The sequence below is a fragment of the Bauldia sp. genome, from assembly GCF_965232525.1.
Taxonomy (GTDB): domain Bacteria; phylum Pseudomonadota; class Alphaproteobacteria; order Rhizobiales; family Kaistiaceae; genus Bauldia.
Genome location: NZ_OZ246980.1, coordinates 761,395 through 777,500, shown reverse-complemented (window position 1 = coordinate 777,500; position 16,106 = coordinate 761,395). Strand labels below are relative to the sequence as shown.

The window sequence follows — 16,106 nt, the reverse complement described above, 5'->3', positions numbered from 1 at the left end:
GTCGTGAGACAGTTCGGTCCCTATCTGCCGTGGGTGTAGGAGAATTGAGAGGATCTGTCCTTAGTACGAGAGGACCGGGATGGACGTATCTCTGGTGGACCTGTTGTGGCGCCAGCCGCATAGCAGGGTAGCTAAATACGGAAGGGATAACCGCTGAAAGCATCTAAGCGGGAAACCCACCTCGAAACGATTTCTCCCTTGAGAGCCGTGGAAGACCACCACGTTGATAGGCCGGGTGTGGAAGTGCGGCAACGCATGAAGCTTACCGGTACTAATCGCTCGATTGGCTTGATCACTCTCATTATCCATGTCCGCCTTGGGACAGGAGCGAGACCAGCGTCTGTGCTTCGCCGGCTTGGTGGTTCTTGCGGGGAGCCCAAAACCCGATCCCATTCCGAACTCGGCCGTTAAACTCCTCTGCGCCGATGATACTTCGTCTCAAGACGCGGGAAAGTAGGTCGCTGCCAAGCCTGCCAAGCACAGACAAACGCTTCTTCGATTTCTCTCTTCGCGATGCTTTCCCCTATCAAACAATGTAACTCGTCTCAGCGAGCAATCGTTGGGACGACTCTTGCGTTGTCGAGGCGGCCGTCTGCCTTGGGGGTCGATTTTCGGCTGATCATAAAGCCCGTCGGTTCTCGCCGTTCGATGCCGCCGTTTCCGGTGAGGCTGTCGTCACCCGCGCCGCGATTTCACTTTGTCGACGGTCCTTGCCGCCGCCACGGTTCCTCTGTGTTTGCGGAAACCCCAGGGCCGGCGCATACTGCTTAAGAAGGCCGCTTGTCTGGCGGACGCCCGACTGGATGAGGAGTACGAGCTATGCGGATCGCACTGACTCTTGTCTTCAAGGTGATGGTAGTCTTGTCGCTTTACGGCTCTTCAGTCCATGCCGAAGATGCCGGGAGCGAGCCGGTTGGCACTCCACAAACGTACGATTGTAAACTCTCGGACGGGCACGAATGCGATTACACATATGGGGTTGCAAAAAGCGCCACGAAGGACTTCATCGGAAAGTGTCGTGGCGGTGAAGTCGAGAATATGACGATGACGTGTACGGGCGCCGCACACGTTTCATGTAGTAAAGTGACCAACACAGGGCTAGAATTTAAGTGCAACTGTCAAAATTATGGGACCGCTCACAGGAATAATGCCTACATCAAGACTACATGTAACAATTAACAACCGCGCCGGGCAGGTGTTGTCGGTGCCCGACGAAATGCCCGGCCAACCTTCGCCGTATCGCATCCATTCAGCCTGAGGCCGGCTTTGTTTCTCCGAACCGAAAGGGCCGCCGACCTCAGCTCCAGGTCCGGTCCCACGACCACTCGTCGTCCCACTGGTCGGTCGGCTCCCAGATGCCGGTGGCGCCGGGCTGCAGGTGCTGGCTGATCACCGCGTCGTCGATGTCGTCGATGCCGAGGCCCGGCTTGTCGGGCACGGTGATGAAGCCGTCCTTGACGATCGGCTTGGGCAGGCCGATGGCGATATCGTCCCACCAGGGGACGTCGACCGAATGCTGTTCCAGCGCCAGGAAGTTCTCGGTCGCCACCCCGACATGAGCGGCGGCCATCGCGGCGATCGGGCTTTCGGCCATGTGGATCGCCATCGCAATGCCGTGATCCTGGGCCGCGTCGCCGATCTTCTTGGTTTCGAGAATCCCGCCGCTGGTGAGCAGGTCCGGATGGATCACCGCGACCCCGCCGGAGGTCAGCAGCGGCATGAAGTCTTCCTTGAGGTAGATGTCCTCGCCGGTGCAGATCGGCACGCACGTGCTCCGCGCGAGCTCGACATACTGATCGGTGTACTGCCAGGGGATCACATCCTCGAGCCACGCCGGGGTGTACTTTTCGATCCGCCGTGCCAGGCGGATGCCATCGTTCAATGAGATGTGGCCGAGATGGTCGATGGCGATCGGGATCTCGTCGCCGACTTCGGCGCGGACTTCCGCCATGTACTGTTCGAGCAGGTCGAGCCCCTTCTCGGTGAAATGGGCGCCGGTAAAGGGATGGCGGACATTGTTGAAATCGTAGGCCGCGTTACGCCTCTGGCGCTCCTCCATGGTCTTGCCGGGCATATGGCCGGCGTGCTGGCGGAAGCCGTCGATGACACCCGACGGCGCGTTGACCGCGCCCGGCACATCCATGATCTGGGCCAGGCCGAGGTCCATCTTCAGGAAGGTGTAGCCGAGCGCCATGCGCTCCTTCAGCCGCTTGCCGGTTTCGGTGCCGCTTGGGACGCTGGCGTCGGTATCGCTGTACATCCGCACGGAATCGCGGAACTTGCCGCCGAGCATCTGATAAATCGGCACGCCATAGGCCTTGCCGGCGAGATCCCAGAGCGCGATTTCCACCGCCGACACGCCGCCACCCTGGCGGCCATGGGCGCCGAACTGCTTGATCCGCCGGAACAGACGATCGACGTCGCAGGGGTTCTCGCCGAGCAGCCGGCTCTTCAGCGTCAGCGCAAAGGTCTTGCTGCCGCCGTCGCGGACTTCGCCGAGGCCGACGATCCCCTGGTTAGTGTAGATCTTGATCAGCGACGAGGTGAACGGCGCGCCGACGATGTCGGCGACGCGCAGATCGGTGATGCGGAGGTCCGACGGCTTGGAGTTGGTGTTGACCTGGTCGAGGGTTGCTTCGGGCGCACTGGATGACATGGGGATCGGCTACCGGCTGATGGCGGAATGGGGGCGACGCTGCGAATGCAGGCCCTTCTCAGTAGCCGACCTGCTTCCGCCCGTCGAGCCTTACGGGGCAGGAAAACGCTCGACAATGACATTGTGGCGACCACCATCCATTTGGCCCCCGGTTCTTCGCGGCTCGACAGAGCGGCCACCGGCCGATTGAAGGCTTGCGTCATCGGTATGCTACGACGGGACTGATCCGAGCGATGATCACCGAGGAGACGATAACCGAAGACAAAACACGCCGATGGGTTCTGGGCAGCGGGATCGCCGGAGCGGCGGCGTTTGGCGGTGCCAGCAAGGCTCGGGCGTCGGATGATCCGCACTGTCGTAACGACGAACATTCGTTCGTCCTGACGCCGGACCACACGATGTTGGACGCCGAGGCTGTCAACGCGGAAGCCGCCGGCAACACGCTGATCGGCACCGTGCACGATCGGGAGTCGTTCGCGCTTTACCTGGCGCCCGACGGAACGGCGTCACTACGGATCGGCGATCGCGAGGAGGCCGGAACGTGGACCGTCGATGCCGACGGCATCATCCGGTCACAATGGCCCACGGTCGCCGGCGGGACCCAGCTCGAGCTGCGCTATTACCGCGACAGCGACGGCTACTACTGCGGCATCGACCAGAACACCATGCGATGGAGCAACTTCGTCATCGAGCCCGGCGACAGCCGCGAGCTCGGCGGTTGAGGCCGGTCACGCCGCTTCCTTCTGTCCGTAGGTTTCCTGCAGGTAGCGGATAATATCGCGCGACTCCGGCATCCACCGGTCCTCGTCGCCCGACGTGATCCGGAGAACCGGTACCGTCCCCCGGCCGCGTGCCGCGATCAGCGCGTCGCGATGGTCGCGGTCGGCGTAGATGTCCCGTAGTTCGATATCGACGTCGAGGTCTTCCAGCGCGTTCAGCACCAAGCGGCAGAACGGGCAGGTCGGCGTCATGTAAAGCGCCAGCGTATCGCTCTGCGGCGACTCCGACGTGGCGAAGCGTTCGATGAAGTGGTCGGCATAGCTCGCCTGCCACGGCTCGCCGGATTCGCGCGCGGTATGCTCAAGGTCGGCGGTCATCAGACAGAAGACCAGGTCGCTGCGCGTGAAGTCGACGCCGAGCACTTTCGAGATCGGGTCGCGCAGGTGCTCGCCGTACCACATCGGCCAGTCCGGATCGGCGCCGTCGGTCGCGGCGAAAGCGGTATGGTGGGCCTCGGCCGTTTCCTTGAACAGATCGATCAGGGATTGGCGGAGCGCGTCATAGGCCATCGGACATCTCCTTGTCGCCGGAAGGTCGTCGCTCGGCCTTACTTAAGGGCTGAGGCTCCCGGCGCCCATGACATTCTGGTGACGCCTTCGCCCAACCCTCATCCTTGGTTTTCGTTGGCGTCAAGTTGCGCTAAGATTGAAATGCTAAATTCAACAATCAAGAATAGGCGGGTTACTATCATGGCGTTTAGGCTGGCGACGTACAATGTGGAAAACCTGTTTGGCCGTGCGAAGGTTCTCAACTTCTCGAATCATGCGACCGGCGACGAAAAGATGGTCAAGATTGCAGAGTTGCAGGCGATTCTGAAAAAGCCCACCTACAGTACGAGGGATCGAAATAAAGCCGGTGACCTCTACAAGGAGCTCTACAATTTCATCGGTTACAACATCCTGAGATCGGACATCGGCTTCTATCTGTTTCGCAAGCGCGACGCCGATGGCGACGGACACAAGGAAACATATCAACTGGTGCCGACCCGCAGCAATCAATGGCACGGGTTTCTGACATATGACCGCGACCGGTTTTCCGACGATACGTCGCGACACACCGCTCGCGTAATCACCGAAGTTGATGCCGACGTCATTTGCATCAACGAGGTCGAGAGCAGGCCGGTCCTCGACGACTTCAACTCCGACCGGCTACGGAAGCTCTACCCCTATAACATCCTGATTGATTGCATCACCGATCCCCGCGGTATCGACGTTGCGGTCTACTCGAAACATCCGATTGGAACGGTTCGCACCAACATCTTCTCGGAAGATGCCGGCGGAAGGCCCATCTTTTCGCGCGACTGTCTTGAGGTTGAAATCCTGGCGGACTTCGGACCGATCTACCTGCTGGCCAATCACCTGAAGAGCAAATCCGGTGGCGGAGACGCAAGAAGAAAGGCGCAGGCAGAGGAAGTGAAACGGATTCTGGCTGACCGCTACGACCTCAGGAGACAGCGGGTCGCGGTATTGGGCGATCTCAACGACACACCGGAAAGTGATCCGCTTTCTCCGCTTATGGACTTACGGGGTCTGACGGATGTTCTGGCGTCCCGGTACGGGCCACCCGAGGACCAGCGATGGACCTACCGATATGAGGACGAGTTCAATCAGATCGACTACATCCTGGTGTCTGATCCTATGGCCGACGCTCTGATGAATGTCGGTATCGAGCGCCGCGGAATGGCACCGGAAGCGCTTGAGGGCGGCAATCCCAGCGTACGGCCGTTCCGCGGGATCGACAATTGGCGCAACGCCGGGTCCGACCATGCAGCGGTCTTCGCCGACTTCGATTTCCGGTGAGGTCTTGGCGCTGCGTGAGCGCGGAAGGTCCCGCGACGCCGCCGTGATCCGTGGCCGCCTTACTGCAGCCGGCTCTGCGGCCGGGCCGCTTCCGGGGTCTGTCCCGTCCATGTGTGGAAGGCGCGGATGAACGAGTTGGGATCGTTGTAGCCGAGCAGGAACGAGATCTCGGCGCCGGAATAGTGCGAGTTGGCGAGGTAATGGCGCGCCAGCTCCTCGCGTAAACTGTTGAGTTCCTGCTGGAAGCTGGTGCCTTCGTCGTGGAGCCGCCTTTGCAGGGTGCGGGTGCTCACCGCCAGCCGCCGGGCGACGTCGGTCATGGTGCAGCGGCCGCCGGCCAGCATCTCGTTGAGGCAGGCGCGCACCCGGTCGCGGAAGCCGGCTTCGATGCCAAGGTCGCCGAGCCGGGCGCGTAGTTCCGGCTCGAACACCGCCCACAGGCTATCGCTGGCAGTCATGAACGGCCGCCTTGCGTCTTCGGCCGAAAACGCGATGCCGTCGTAGGAACCAAGGGTGACGGGAACGCCGAAGAAGTCAGCATATGCGTCCGCTTCGGCAAGCGGCGCCTTGACATGAACGGCGACGGGAACGATCCGCTCGCGGGTGGCGAGCCGGGCGAGATGGACGAGAAACACCAGCTCCGTCGCCATCAGCGCCGGTGGCGGTTGCTGCTCGCCGGAGAGCCCACCGAGGATCGCCCGGGTCTCCTGGCTGCCGACGGTGACGTCGAGGCTGAGTGGCCCGATCAGCGGCTTGTATTGGGAGAGCCGTTCCAGAGCGGCGTTGAGATCGGGACTGCAACAGGCGGCGAAGATCGGCGGACTGAAGGCCTCAACCGACACCGCCTGACCGATGCGCAAGGGAAACGCCGGATCGTCGAGCAGCTTGCCGAGCGCCTCGCAAAAGCGAAAGTACTCGTCGACGGCCAGCATCGGCGCCTGCCGCGCCAAGAGATCGCCGGGCAGGTCGGCCTGCCGCAACAGGTCGGCGGGGGCGATGCCAAGGTCCTTGAGCAGGACCCGCCAGCCGAGATCGAGGGTGAACTTCTTCGGGACCATCTAGCGCACCGCGCTCATCACCATCCGGTCGAAGACACGGTCGCCCAGCCATTTGCGAACCTGAATCATCGGCCAGGCGAGCCGACCGGCGACGTAGCGGGTCTTTGGCCGCCCCGCCTTGACCGCCCGCGAAACCACGTCGGCGATCACGGTCGGGGACGAGCCGCCGCCCCGTTCGTACGAATTCCGGGTTGCCTTCGCCACCTTGTCGGCGAAGTCGGCATAAGCGCCCTTGCCCGAGCGCTCCAGCATCGGCCCCATCAGCACGTCGCCGAACGCGGTTTCGATGATCCCCGGCTCGACCACCACCACATGGATGCCGAAGGGCGCAAGCTCCAGCCGCAGGCAGTCGGACCAGCCTTCCAGCGCGTGCTTGGAGGCGTGGTACCAGGCGCCGAGCGGGGTATAGATCTTGCCGCCCATCGAGGTGATGTTGACGATGGTGCCGGCGCCCTTCTCGCGCATCGCCGGGAGCAGAAGCTGGGTGAGGCGAGCCAGTCCGAACAGGTTGACGTCGAACTGGTAGCGAGCATCAGCGATCGAGGTATCCTCGACCGAGCCATAGAGGCCGAAGCCGGCATTGTTGACGAGAACGTCGACCCCGCCGTGCGCGGCGGCGATCGCGGCGACCACCGCCTCGATGCTTGCCTCGTCGGTGATGTCGAGGGCGAGCACCGTCACGCCGGCCTCGGCGAGGTCGGCCATCTTGTCGGTGCGCCGCGCGGCGGCATAGACGGTCAACCCGTCGGCGATCAGCCGCCTGGCGATCTCCTTGCCGATCCCCGACGAAGCGCCGGTCACCAGCGCGACCCTGTTCGTATCAGCCATGATAGTGCTCCCGCTTTCGTTGAAGCAGAGATAGGGCGCTTCGGTTTCCGATGCACTCGCTGAACGCGCCAACCCGCTCGCCGATAGCGTCAGCTAAAGCGAGCTCGTCGTAATCCGCCGCCTAAGCCCTCATACTACGATCGTTCAACAGCACATGGCGAACGACATGGATGACGAAGATCCAATGACCAAAGAGGATGTTGGGAGGATTATGGCCCGCGCGATGCGAGCGACAGCTGGCCCGTGGAGTTCATTTGTTGAGAGCCGAGAAGGCTTCAGTGGGTCGGACTTCATCCGTACCGGCGGCGAGGATATCTACCTCACCGGCGCTACTGTCGCGGACCAAGACTTCATCGCTCACGCTCGGCAAGATATCCCGCGCCTCGTCACCGAGGTCGAGCGATTGAGAGAGCTACTGAATCGATCTAAAGGCAGATGAAGTCGATGGCCTGAGAAGCAGTCGACTGGCAATGGTTGCTTTGCGAACACTACCCATATCCCGCCGCCGAGCCCGCCCCCTGTGGCTTCGATAAAAAATCCGCCAGCAGGTCGAACACCAGCCGGATGCGGCGACTGGTGTGGAGTTCCCGGTGGGTGGTGAGCCAGATCGGGAAGAGGAAGGGATCGAGATCGACCTGCACGGCCTCGACGCCGGGGGTCATCTCTCCGACCTCGTCGGACATCGTCACGATGCCGAGGCCGCTCTTCGCCATCTCCCAGGCAACGACACCGCTCTTCGAGCCGAGGCGGAAATTGGCGCGGGTGAGGCCGAGACCGAACGGCTCCAGATATTCGAGCACCCGATCAGGGTCACCGAAACTGATGAAATCGTGCTGCGCCAGTTCGGCGCGGGTCTTCGGCCGGCCGCGGCGGTCGAGATAGCTGCTCGCCGCGTAGAACCGGCCCTTGGCATCCCGCACCAGCCGGGCGATCAGGTCCGGCTGCTCGGGCCGCACGTGACGGATGGCGATGTCCGCCTCGCGCCGCTGCAGGTCGCGGATCTCATTGGCTGCGACGATGTCGATTTCGAGCAGCGGGGCGATGTCGCGCAGCCGCTTCACCGCCGGCGGCAGGAGATAGGCGGACATCACGTCGGCGGCAGTGATCAGCACCCGGCCCTCGACGGTCTGCGACTGGCCCGATGCTGTCAGCGATATGCGGCTGGCGGCTTCGCCCATCGCCCGCACGTGATCGAGCAGCTCCAGGCCGGAGGGGGTGAGGGTCAGGGAGCGGCCGACCCGCTCGAACAGGACGACGCCGAGGTCGGCTTCAAGCGCGGCCACCTGGCGCCCGAGCGTCGGCTGGGTGAGCCCCAGTGCCCGCGAGGCGGCGGACAGCGAGCCCTCCTCGGCGGTGACCAGAAAGGCTCGCACCTGGTTCCAGTTGAAGGCGATGGCCTGCCAATTCATGCGTTTTTGTATATCCAATCAACGCATTCGGGCAATTCCTATCGCGGAATTGCATGGGTAGGGTGTCTCTCGAAAGGACGATGGCTATGCAGACATCAGCAAAATTCTGGGACGGGGTCGCCGAGAAATACGCCGCCTCTCCTATCAAGGACATGGACGCCTACACCTATTCGCTCGGCCGGACCAAGACGTATCTAAGGCCGACCGACCGGCTTCTCGAGGTCGGCAGCGGCAGCGGCTCGACCGCCCTGCTTCTGGCCGAGCACGCCGGCGCGATCACCGCCAGCGACATCTCCGCCAACATGACCCGGATCGGCACCGACAAGGCGCGCGAGCAGGGCGTCGCCAATGTCCGCTTCGTCACCGCCGACGTGCTGGACGACTCCCTCGTCGGCGAACCCTACGACGTGGTGATGGCGCTGAACCTCCTCCACCTGCTGGAGGACCTCGACGCCGCCCTCGACCGGTTCAACCGCATGCTGAAGCCGGGCGGTCTGTTCATCTCCAAGACTATCTGCCTGTCCGGCCCCGGAACCACGTTCAAGTACCGGGTGATGCGGCTCGCCCTGCCGATCATGCAGTGCCTCGGCAAGGCGCCCTACGTGAACTTCATGACGATCCCGGAACTGGAGGGCAGGATCACCGCGCACGGCTTCAAGATCATCGAGACGGGCAACTACCCCGCCTCGCCGCCGAGCCGGTATGTGGTGGCGCGGAAGGATTAGTGTTCTGAGGGATGGCGGCGACAGGTGGGAAGCCTTCTGCGGTGTAGTCTCCTCCCGCTGGCTTTTGCCGGTCAGGTCTTCGGCGCGGCGGCGTCGGCATTCTTCAGTTTCTTCTCGTCGATGGCGATGACGCAGACGAGGCCGACGAGCGCCGCGCCAAGCGCCAGCCAGTAGGCGTGGCTGAGGCCCTGGGCAAAGCTGGTGGTCATGAGGTTCTGGATCGCGGTGGCCGTCTCGGTGGTGAAGGTGCCGAGAATCCGGGCTGTCGCGTCGGCGCCGGGGGCGGCGGCGTTCAAGGTTGCCTGATCGGCCGGCGTCACGGCGATGCCGGCCTCGCTCAAACCGCGCTGCAAGGTCTGTGTGCTGGAGAGGTAAAGGATCGCGGTGCCGCCGGCGACGCCGACCGCGCCGCAGGCCAGATGGACCGTGAACGATAGCCCACCGGCAACGCCGGTGCGGGTCGGGGCGACGGCACTGACGGCGACCGTACCCGCCGATCCGACACCCATGGCGCCGCCCAAGCCGATCAGCACCATCGCCGGTACCATGGCGACATACCCCCAGCCCGATGGCAGCACCACGATCCAGGCGCCGCCGAGGGCGATCAGGACATAGCCGGCCAGCAACAGCCGCCGCGGTCCGATGGAATCGTATAGGCGCCCCGCCAGGATCGCGCCGACCGACAGGAGCACCATCAACGGCAGCATGCCGAACGACGCCGCCAGCACCGACCATCCCAGCACCTTTTGGAAATACTGCGGGAAATACAGGAAGGCGAGGAAGATCGATGGCACGAGCAGGCCGTTGGTGGTGAGCGCCAGCAGGAAATCGCGGTTCTGCATCAGGGGCGGCGGCACCATCGGGTCGGCGACCCGGTGTTCCGCCAGCGGGAAGAGAACAAAGAGCACAGCGCTGAGAACAAAGATGCCGACGATGGCGAGAGACGCCCATCCCCAATCCGGGCCGACATCGAGGCCATAAAGCAACGCGCCGACCGCGCCCGCCAGGAGCGCGATTCCGACGACGTCGACGCGCTGGCCGGCGGTTTCCGGCGGATCCTTCGGCAGGAAGCGCAAGACGAGAAGCGCGACGACGATCGCCATCATCAGGTTGACCAGGAAGAACAGCCGCCAGTCGCCGACCCAGGCGACGAAACCGCCGATCAGCGGGCCAAAGACATTGCCGCTGGTCACACCGGCGAGGATCAGGCCCATGATCCAGCCGCGTCGCTCGGCCGGCACGAGATTGGCGCCGATCGCCAGAATGGACGGCCACATCATCGCGGCGCCGGCGCCTTGCACGCCGCGGGCGGCGATCAGCCATCCGATGGTCGGAGCGAACAGGCATCCGATCGAGGCCACCGCGAACAGGCCCGTGGCGATCAGCATCATCCGCCGGCGGCCGTACATATCGCCGAGTCGGCCGCCGGTGATCATCAAGACGGCATAGGTCAGCGCATAAAGGTTGAGCACCCATTGGGTGGTGGTGATGTCGACGGTGAATTCGTTCTCGATCGACGCCGTCAGGAGGAGAACGCCGGTCAGGTCGAGACCGATGGTGAAGGCGGCGAACAGCAACGTCGCGACGCCGGCCACGAGATTTCGGGTCATGCGGGGCTCACTTCCGCCGATCTTGGACCATCGATACTGGCGCATCAGCGGTTCGTGCGCCACCGGCGAGGGCGGCCAGCGGGTCGATGGGACGTCGTGGGCGGGTGAGGGGATCGTGGCGACGTGCGTCTTTCGAGGCTCGGGCCGCCCTCGCGCCTCAGGCAATCAAGACGCTAACCTCGCCCTACCCCTCGACCCCACCCAAAAATACGCGCTCCAGGGTCGCGCGGGCGGTGGCGAAGTGTCGGTCGCCGGTCGTGGCGTCGGGGCCGAGGACGGCGCGGATCTGGGTGTCGAAGTCGGCGTAGTGCTGGGTGGTCGCCCAGATCAGGAAGATCAGGTGATGGGGGTCGACCGGCGCCAGGCGACCGGCGTCGATCCAGCCCCGGATCACCGCCGCCTTGTCGTCGACCAGGTCTTTCAGCGGCCCTGACAGCACAGGGCCGAGCACCGGCGCGCCCTGCATCACCTCCATGGCGAAGAGCCGCGAGGCTTCCGGTTTGTCGCGGCTCATCTCCAGCTTGCGGTCGATATAGGCGGTGAGTTCGGCGGCCGGATCACCGTCGGGGTCGAGGTCCTCCAGCGGCTTCAGCCACATCGCCAGTGTCCGGTTGAGGACCGCAAGGTAAATGTCCTGCTTGCGGCGGAAATAATAGAGCAGGTTGGGTTTGGTCATGCCAGCGCGGGTGGCGATCTGGTCGACGGTAGCGCCGCGGAAACCATAGGTGGAGAACAGCTCAAGACCGGCGTCGAGAATCCGGGCTTCGTTCCTGGCCTGGATGCGGGTGCGCCGCGCGGTGCGCCCGGCGCGCGGGGCAGAGGTGGCGAGGCTCATGGGGCGGGTGCCGATGCATATGGCGTGGCGCGGTCAAGCCCCACCCCCCGTCCTCCGGACGGTCCCCCCTCCCCGCCGGGCGGGGAGGGATTCGCCGTTGCGTCGCCCCAACACGGCGATCCCGACCGAGGCCACTCAATGGTGACCAGGATTGGCTTCAGCGTCTCATCCCTCCCCAGATTGGGGAGGGTGGCCGGCACGAAGTGCCGGTCGGGTGGGGTGAGGATCGTTTTCAGGGGCGAAACGGACGCGTGAGCGCCGGCGTTGCAAACAGATGGCCGCGCGAGAGGGGGGTTGGATAGCATCATCGGCGGTGGCCGGTCGACCGGGACGCGGGATTGCCTTCGGACCCCACCCACCATGCTGCGCATGGTCCCCCCTCCCCACAACGGGGAGGGATTTGCGGTTTCACCGCTGCGAAATGGCCGAAGCCGTTGCCGTCGCCGGGACCGTCGACACCCATGGCTTTCCTCCCCGGCTTTGGCCAACCGGTCGACACCAAAACGGCCTTGAGCGGCCATTGGAACTTGTCTAGGTTTCTCTTGACCATTTGGTCAGGAAATCTCGCCGTTTCCTCGTAGAAGAAAAGCCGGGCCCGTGCAAACGGCCGGCGGCGCCTGAAACGGTGTCAGGGAGAGGATAAACGATGGCCGTGACCGAACCCGCCAGCGCGCCCGCGCCGCGCCCCGGCGGCCTCGCCACCAACAATCTCGAAGCCTTCTGGATGCCGTTCACCGCGAACCGGCAATACAAGCAGACGCCGCGCCTTCTGGTGGGCGCCAAGGGCATGTACTACCGCGCGTCCGACGGCCGCAAGGTGCTCGACGGGACCGCCGGGCTGTGGTGCGTCAATGCCGGCCACGGGCGGGAGTCGATCGCCGATGCGGTCGGCCAACAGGTCCGCGAACTCGATTACGCCCCGGCCTTCCAGATGGGCCATCCCAAGGTCTTCGAGCTCGCGGCGCGGCTCACCACCTATATGCCGCCGGGGATCGACCATGTGTTCTTCACCAATTCCGGCTCGGAGTCGGTCGAGACCGGGCTGAAGATCGCGCTGGCTTATCACCGGGTGAAAGGCGAGGGGGCGCGGACCCGGCTGATCGGGCGCGAACGCGGCTATCACGGCGTCAATTTCGGCGGCATCTCGGTGGGCGGCATCGTCGCCAACCGCAAGCATTTCGGCACCCTGCTCACGGGCGTCGACCATATGCGCCACACCCACGACCTCGACCGCAACGCCTTTTCGCGCGGCGAGCCGGAGCACGGCGCCGAACTCGCCGACGACCTCGAACGGATCGCGACCCTGCACGACCCGTCGACCATCGCGGCGGTGATCGTCGAGCCGGTGGCCGGCTCCACCGGCGTGCTGGTGCCGCCAAAAGGCTATCTCCAGCGGCTCAGGGACATCTGCGACAAGCATGGGATTCTTTTGATCTTCGACGAGGTGATCACCGGTTTCGGCCGCCTCGGGACGCCGTTCGCCTTCGATTATTTCGGCGTCACGCCGGACATCGTACTGACCGCGAAGGGGGTGACCAACGGCATCGTGCCGATGGGCGCGGTGTTCGTGAAGAAGGACATCTACGATGCCTTCATGACCGGGCCGGAGCACCTGATCGAGTTCTTCCACGGCTACACCTATTCCGGCAATCCGGTCGCCTCCGCTGCCGGACTGGCGACGCTCGATGTCTACGAGGCGGAAGGGCTGCTGACCCGCGGGGCGGAGCTCGCCGATCACTGGGCCGACGGGCTCCACAGCCTCAAGGACCTGCCCCATGTCATCGACGTGCGCAATTGTGGACTGGTCGGCGCGGTCGAACTCGAGCCGATCGCCGGCGCGCCGACCAAGCGGGCGTTCAGCGCTTTCCTCGCCGCTTTCGAGGCGGGCCTGCTGATCCGCACCACCGGCGACATCATCGCCCTGTCGCCGCCGCTGATCATCGACAAGCCGGAGATCGATTTCCTGTTTGACACGCTGGGAGGCATCCTTAAGACGCTGGACTAGATCGGAACAAACGTTCCGTCTCAATACAGTTGGAATTTTTATTCCGTCGAGAAAAGGCGAGGAGACCCCGGCAAGATGCAGACCATTTCCAACATCATCGACGGCAAGGCGGTGCAGTCGGCGAGCGAACGGACCGCGCCGGTGTTCAATCCGGCGACCGGCGAACAGAGCGCCATCCTGCCGCTGTCGACCGCGGGCGAATTGAACGATGCCGTGGAAGCGGCCAAGGCGGCGCTGCCGGACTGGGCCAGCACCACACCGCTGCGCCGGGCGCGGCACATGTTCCGCTTCAAGCACCTGCTCGATCATAACATCGACCGGATCGCCGACGCGATCTCGGCCGAGCACGGCAAGACCCATGGCGACGCGGTGGGCGAGGTGCAGCGCGGCATTGAAGTGGTCGAGTTCTGCTGCGGCATTCCGCAGCTCTTGAAGGGCGAGTTCTCGCGGCTGGTGGGGCCGGCTGTCGACACCCATTCCGACCGGCAGCCGCTCGGCGTCGTCGCCGGGATCACCCCGTTCAACTTTCCGGCGATGGTGCCGATGTGGATGTATCCGGTGGCGATCGCCTGCGGCAACACCTTCGTGCTCAAGCCGTCGGAGAGGGATCCGTCGGCGTCGAGCGTCATCTACGAGTTGTTCCGCGAGGCGGGCTTCCCCGACGGGGTGCTCAACATCGTCCACGGCGATAAGGAAGTGGTCGACGCCATTCTCACCCATCCCGATATCAAGGCGGTGAGCTTCGTCGGTTCGACCCCGATTGCCGAATATGTCTACCGGACCGGGACTCACCACGGCAAACGGGTGCAGGCGCTTGGCGGCGCCAAGAACCACATGGTGGTGATGCCCGACGCTGATATGGACAAGGCCGCCGACGCGCTGATGGGCGCTGGGTACGGTTCGGCCGGCGAGCGCTGCATGGCCGTGTCCGTGGCGGTACCGGTCGGCGAGGAAACCGCTGACAAGCTGGTGGAGTCGCTGGCGCCGCGGGTGCGGGCCTTGCGGATCGGGCCGGCCAGCGACCCGGAGGCGGAGATGGGGCCGCTGGTCACCAAGGAGCACCAGGAGAAGGTGCTCGGCTATATCGACAGCGGGGTCGAGGCGGGTGCCGACCTTGTGGTCGACGGTCGCGGCTTCCGGGCGCAAGGCTTCGAGAACGGCTACTTCGTCGGTGGCACGCTTTTTGATCGCGTCACCCCCGACATGCGGATCTACAAGGAAGAAATCTTCGGTCCGGTGCTCTCGGTGGTGCGCAGCCCCTCCTACGAGCATGCCGTCAAATTGATCAATGACCACGAATACGGCAACGGCACTGCCATCTTCACCCGCGACGGCGACGCGGCGCGCACCTTCGCCGACGGGATCGAGGTCGGCATGGTGGGGATCAACGTGCCGATCCCGGTGCCGGTCGCTTACCACTCATTCGGCGGCTGGAAGCGATCCCTGTTCGGCGATCATGCCATCTACGGGCCGGAGGGCGTCCACTTCTACACCCGGCTGAAGACGATCACCTCCCGCTGGCCGGAGGGGATCAAGTCGGGCGCGGTATTCAACTTCCCGACGATGAACTAGGGGGCTTTGTTGGATTTGGCGGCTGGTAGCATCGACCCCACCCACCACCCTTCGGGCGGTCCCCTCCCTGATGCAGTCGGGGACAGAATCTTGCTCGGCAGCGGAATGGTTTGTTGTCAGGTCGTTCAGCCCCACCCACCATGCTACGCATGGTCCCCCCTCCCCGAAAACGGGGAGGGATATGCGGTGTCGACTTCACGGGACATTGTCGGCCGGCGTAGCCGATCGAGCCGGGGACTCGGCGGTAACGCGTCATCCCTCCCCAATCTGGGGAGGGTGGCCGGCGCGCAGCGCCGGACGGGTGGGGTTCGCGGCGTTCTCGACCGCAATCCGGATAGTGTCGAGGACGCCTTGCAAATTGGTGTCGACATTGCGATTCCAGAAACGAATGACGCGATAACCCGCCGCGGCCAAAATTTTGTCGCGAGAGCGGTCGATTGCTGCTTGACGGTGTCGAGCGTGGCCGCTGCCGTCGATTTCGACGACAAGTCGGCTTCGACGGCAAAGGAAATCCACGACCTGACCGTTGACAGGCGCTTGCCGGCGGAAGTGGATGCCGATCGTGCGCCAAGTTCGCAGGTGCACCCAGAGTTTGACCTCCTGAGGGGTCATCGTCTTGCGAAGATAACGGGCGCGTTGGTTGGCCATGAGGGCCATTCTACAGCGTGGGTATATTCTGCGAAGTTGATTGATCCCACCCACCGTCCTTCGAACGTTCTCTCTTCCCCGAAAAACGGGGAGGGATTCGCGGTGGCTCCGATCCAACCTGCCCGGCACAGGAGGGGATTTGGCGGCTCGGACAAGTCCGCGCTTCAAGGGAGCATCGGAA

General features: G+C 63.9%; 14 protein-coding genes and 2 rRNA genes (1 of these 16 running past the window's edge). 8 read left to right on the top strand and 8 right to left on the bottom strand.

The window, feature by feature from the left end; all coding sequences use genetic code 11:
* Together ACO076_RS03715 and rrf are read left to right on the top strand one after the other, a co-directional pair.
* Window positions 1-296: ribosomal RNA gene (locus ACO076_RS03715) — 23S ribosomal RNA — on the top strand; it begins 2,457 nt to the left of the window's first position.
* Window positions 297-354: 58 nt separating this feature from the next.
* Window positions 355-470 (top strand): 5S ribosomal RNA (gene rrf, locus ACO076_RS03710).
* 827 nt (window positions 471-1,297) lie between these two features.
* Here the strand turns inward: rrf and ACO076_RS03705 are convergent.
* A complete protein-coding gene (locus ACO076_RS03705; protein ID WP_421725388.1) occupies window positions 1,298-2,656 on the bottom strand; it encodes a mandelate racemase/muconate lactonizing enzyme family protein in 1,359 nt (452 codons plus the stop codon).
* Between the two features lie 233 nt (window positions 2,657-2,889).
* Between ACO076_RS03705 and ACO076_RS03700 the strand changes: the two genes are divergently transcribed.
* Window positions 2,890-3,378: a hypothetical protein gene (locus tag ACO076_RS03700; RefSeq protein WP_421725387.1), complete on the top strand. Its 489-nt coding sequence runs from the start codon at window positions 2,890-2,892 to the stop codon at window positions 3,376-3,378.
* Window positions 3,379-3,384: 6 nt separating this feature from the next.
* Here ACO076_RS03700 and ACO076_RS03695 read toward each other — a convergent pair whose 3' ends face one another.
* A complete protein-coding gene (locus ACO076_RS03695; protein WP_421725386.1) occupies window positions 3,385-3,945 on the bottom strand; it encodes a glutaredoxin family protein in 561 nt (186 codons plus the stop codon).
* On the opposite strand from ACO076_RS03695, the gene ACO076_RS03690 reads away from it, so the two are divergent.
* The gene (locus tag ACO076_RS03690) at window positions 3,922-5,235 is read left to right on the top strand and encodes an endonuclease/exonuclease/phosphatase family protein (RefSeq protein WP_421725385.1); all 1,314 of its coding nucleotides are present in this window, start codon (window positions 3,922-3,924) and stop codon (window positions 5,233-5,235) included. The two genes, ACO076_RS03695 and ACO076_RS03690, sit on opposite strands and share 24 nt — an antisense overlap.
* Before the next feature lie 59 nt (window positions 5,236-5,294).
* Here the strand turns inward: ACO076_RS03690 and ACO076_RS03685 are convergent, their stop codons facing one another.
* Both ACO076_RS03685 and ACO076_RS03680 read right to left on the bottom strand, forming a co-directional pair.
* Window positions 5,295-6,293 carry an AraC family transcriptional regulator ligand-binding domain-containing protein gene (locus ACO076_RS03685; protein ID WP_421725384.1) on the bottom strand — a complete coding sequence of 333 codons (999 nt, stop codon included), beginning with the start codon at window positions 6,291-6,293 and terminating at the stop codon, window positions 5,295-5,297.
* Window positions 6,294-7,121, bottom strand: coding sequence for an oxidoreductase (locus tag ACO076_RS03680; protein ID WP_421725383.1), 828 nt, complete (start codon window positions 7,119-7,121; stop codon window positions 6,294-6,296). It lies immediately after the preceding gene.
* A 166-nt stretch (window positions 7,122-7,287) separates the two neighbouring features.
* On the opposite strand from ACO076_RS03680, the gene ACO076_RS03675 reads away from it, so the two are divergent.
* Entirely contained in the window at window positions 7,288-7,560 is a 273-nt protein-coding gene (locus tag ACO076_RS03675; protein WP_421725382.1) for a hypothetical protein, read from the top strand.
* Window positions 7,561-7,609: 49 nt separating this feature from the next.
* On the opposite strand, the gene ACO076_RS03670 is transcribed toward ACO076_RS03675, so the two are convergent.
* Window positions 7,610-8,530: a LysR family transcriptional regulator gene (locus tag ACO076_RS03670; protein WP_421725381.1), complete on the bottom strand. Its 921-nt coding sequence runs from the start codon at window positions 8,528-8,530 to the stop codon at window positions 7,610-7,612.
* A gap of 86 nt (window positions 8,531-8,616) precedes the next feature.
* On the opposite strand from ACO076_RS03670, the gene ACO076_RS03665 reads away from it, so the two are divergent.
* The gene (locus ACO076_RS03665) at window positions 8,617-9,255 is read left to right on the top strand and encodes a class I SAM-dependent methyltransferase (RefSeq protein WP_421725380.1); all 639 of its coding nucleotides are present in this window, start codon (window positions 8,617-8,619) and stop codon (window positions 9,253-9,255) included.
* 71 nt (window positions 9,256-9,326) lie between these two features.
* Here the strand turns inward: ACO076_RS03665 and ACO076_RS03660 are convergent, their stop codons facing one another.
* On the bottom strand, window positions 9,327-10,865 hold the full coding sequence (locus ACO076_RS03660) for an MFS transporter (protein WP_421725379.1): 1,539 nt from the start codon (window positions 10,863-10,865) through the stop codon (window positions 9,327-9,329).
* A 184-nt stretch (window positions 10,866-11,049) separates the two neighbouring features.
* Entirely contained in the window at window positions 11,050-11,700 is a 651-nt protein-coding gene (locus ACO076_RS03655; protein WP_421725378.1) for a TetR family transcriptional regulator C-terminal domain-containing protein, read from the bottom strand.
* A gap of 646 nt (window positions 11,701-12,346) precedes the next feature.
* On the opposite strand from ACO076_RS03655, the gene ACO076_RS03650 reads away from it, so the two are divergent.
* The gene (locus tag ACO076_RS03650; protein WP_421725377.1) at window positions 12,347-13,705 is read left to right on the top strand and encodes an aspartate aminotransferase family protein; all 1,359 of its coding nucleotides are present in this window, start codon (window positions 12,347-12,349) and stop codon (window positions 13,703-13,705) included.
* A gap of 75 nt (window positions 13,706-13,780) precedes the next feature.
* Complete coding sequence (locus tag ACO076_RS03645) at window positions 13,781-15,277, top strand: CoA-acylating methylmalonate-semialdehyde dehydrogenase (RefSeq protein ID WP_421725376.1); 1,497 nt, start codon at window positions 13,781-13,783, stop codon at window positions 15,275-15,277.
* 252 nt (window positions 15,278-15,529) lie between these two features.
* On the opposite strand, the gene ACO076_RS03640 is transcribed toward ACO076_RS03645, so the two are convergent.
* The gene (locus tag ACO076_RS03640) at window positions 15,530-15,925 is read right to left on the bottom strand and encodes an endonuclease domain-containing protein (protein ID WP_421725375.1); all 396 of its coding nucleotides are present in this window, start codon (window positions 15,923-15,925) and stop codon (window positions 15,530-15,532) included.
* Window positions 15,926-16,106 lie beyond the last annotated feature (181 nt).

Bases quoted from the DNA above. Each gene is read 5' to 3' on its own strand.
- ACO076_RS03705 (WP_421725388.1), bottom strand. From the start codon at position 2,656: ATGTCATCCAGTGCGCCCGAAGCAACCCTCGACCAGGTCAACACCAAC.
- ACO076_RS03700 (WP_421725387.1), top strand. From the start codon at position 2,890: ATGATCACCGAGGAGACGATAACCGAAGACAAAACACGCCGATGGGTT.
- ACO076_RS03695 (WP_421725386.1), bottom strand. From the start codon at position 3,945: ATGGCCTATGACGCGCTCCGCCAATCCCTGATCGATCTGTTCAAGGAA.
- ACO076_RS03685 (WP_421725384.1), bottom strand. From the start codon at position 6,293: ATGGTCCCGAAGAAGTTCACCCTCGATCTCGGCTGGCGGGTCCTGCTC.
- ACO076_RS03680 (WP_421725383.1), bottom strand. From the start codon at position 7,121: ATGGCTGATACGAACAGGGTCGCGCTGGTGACCGGCGCTTCGTCGGGG.
- ACO076_RS03675 (WP_421725382.1), top strand. From the start codon at position 7,288: ATGGATGACGAAGATCCAATGACCAAAGAGGATGTTGGGAGGATTATG.
- ACO076_RS03670 (WP_421725381.1), bottom strand. From the start codon at position 8,530: ATGAATTGGCAGGCCATCGCCTTCAACTGGAACCAGGTGCGAGCCTTT.
- ACO076_RS03665 (WP_421725380.1), top strand. From the start codon at position 8,617: ATGCAGACATCAGCAAAATTCTGGGACGGGGTCGCCGAGAAATACGCC.
- ACO076_RS03660 (WP_421725379.1), bottom strand. From the start codon at position 10,865: ATGACCCGAAATCTCGTGGCCGGCGTCGCGACGTTGCTGTTCGCCGCC.
- ACO076_RS03655 (WP_421725378.1), bottom strand. From the start codon at position 11,700: ATGAGCCTCGCCACCTCTGCCCCGCGCGCCGGGCGCACCGCGCGGCGC.
- ACO076_RS03650 (WP_421725377.1), top strand. From the start codon at position 12,347: ATGGCCGTGACCGAACCCGCCAGCGCGCCCGCGCCGCGCCCCGGCGGC.
- ACO076_RS03645 (WP_421725376.1), top strand. From the start codon at position 13,781: ATGCAGACCATTTCCAACATCATCGACGGCAAGGCGGTGCAGTCGGCG.
- ACO076_RS03640 (WP_421725375.1), bottom strand. From the start codon at position 15,925: ATGGCCAACCAACGCGCCCGTTATCTTCGCAAGACGATGACCCCTCAG.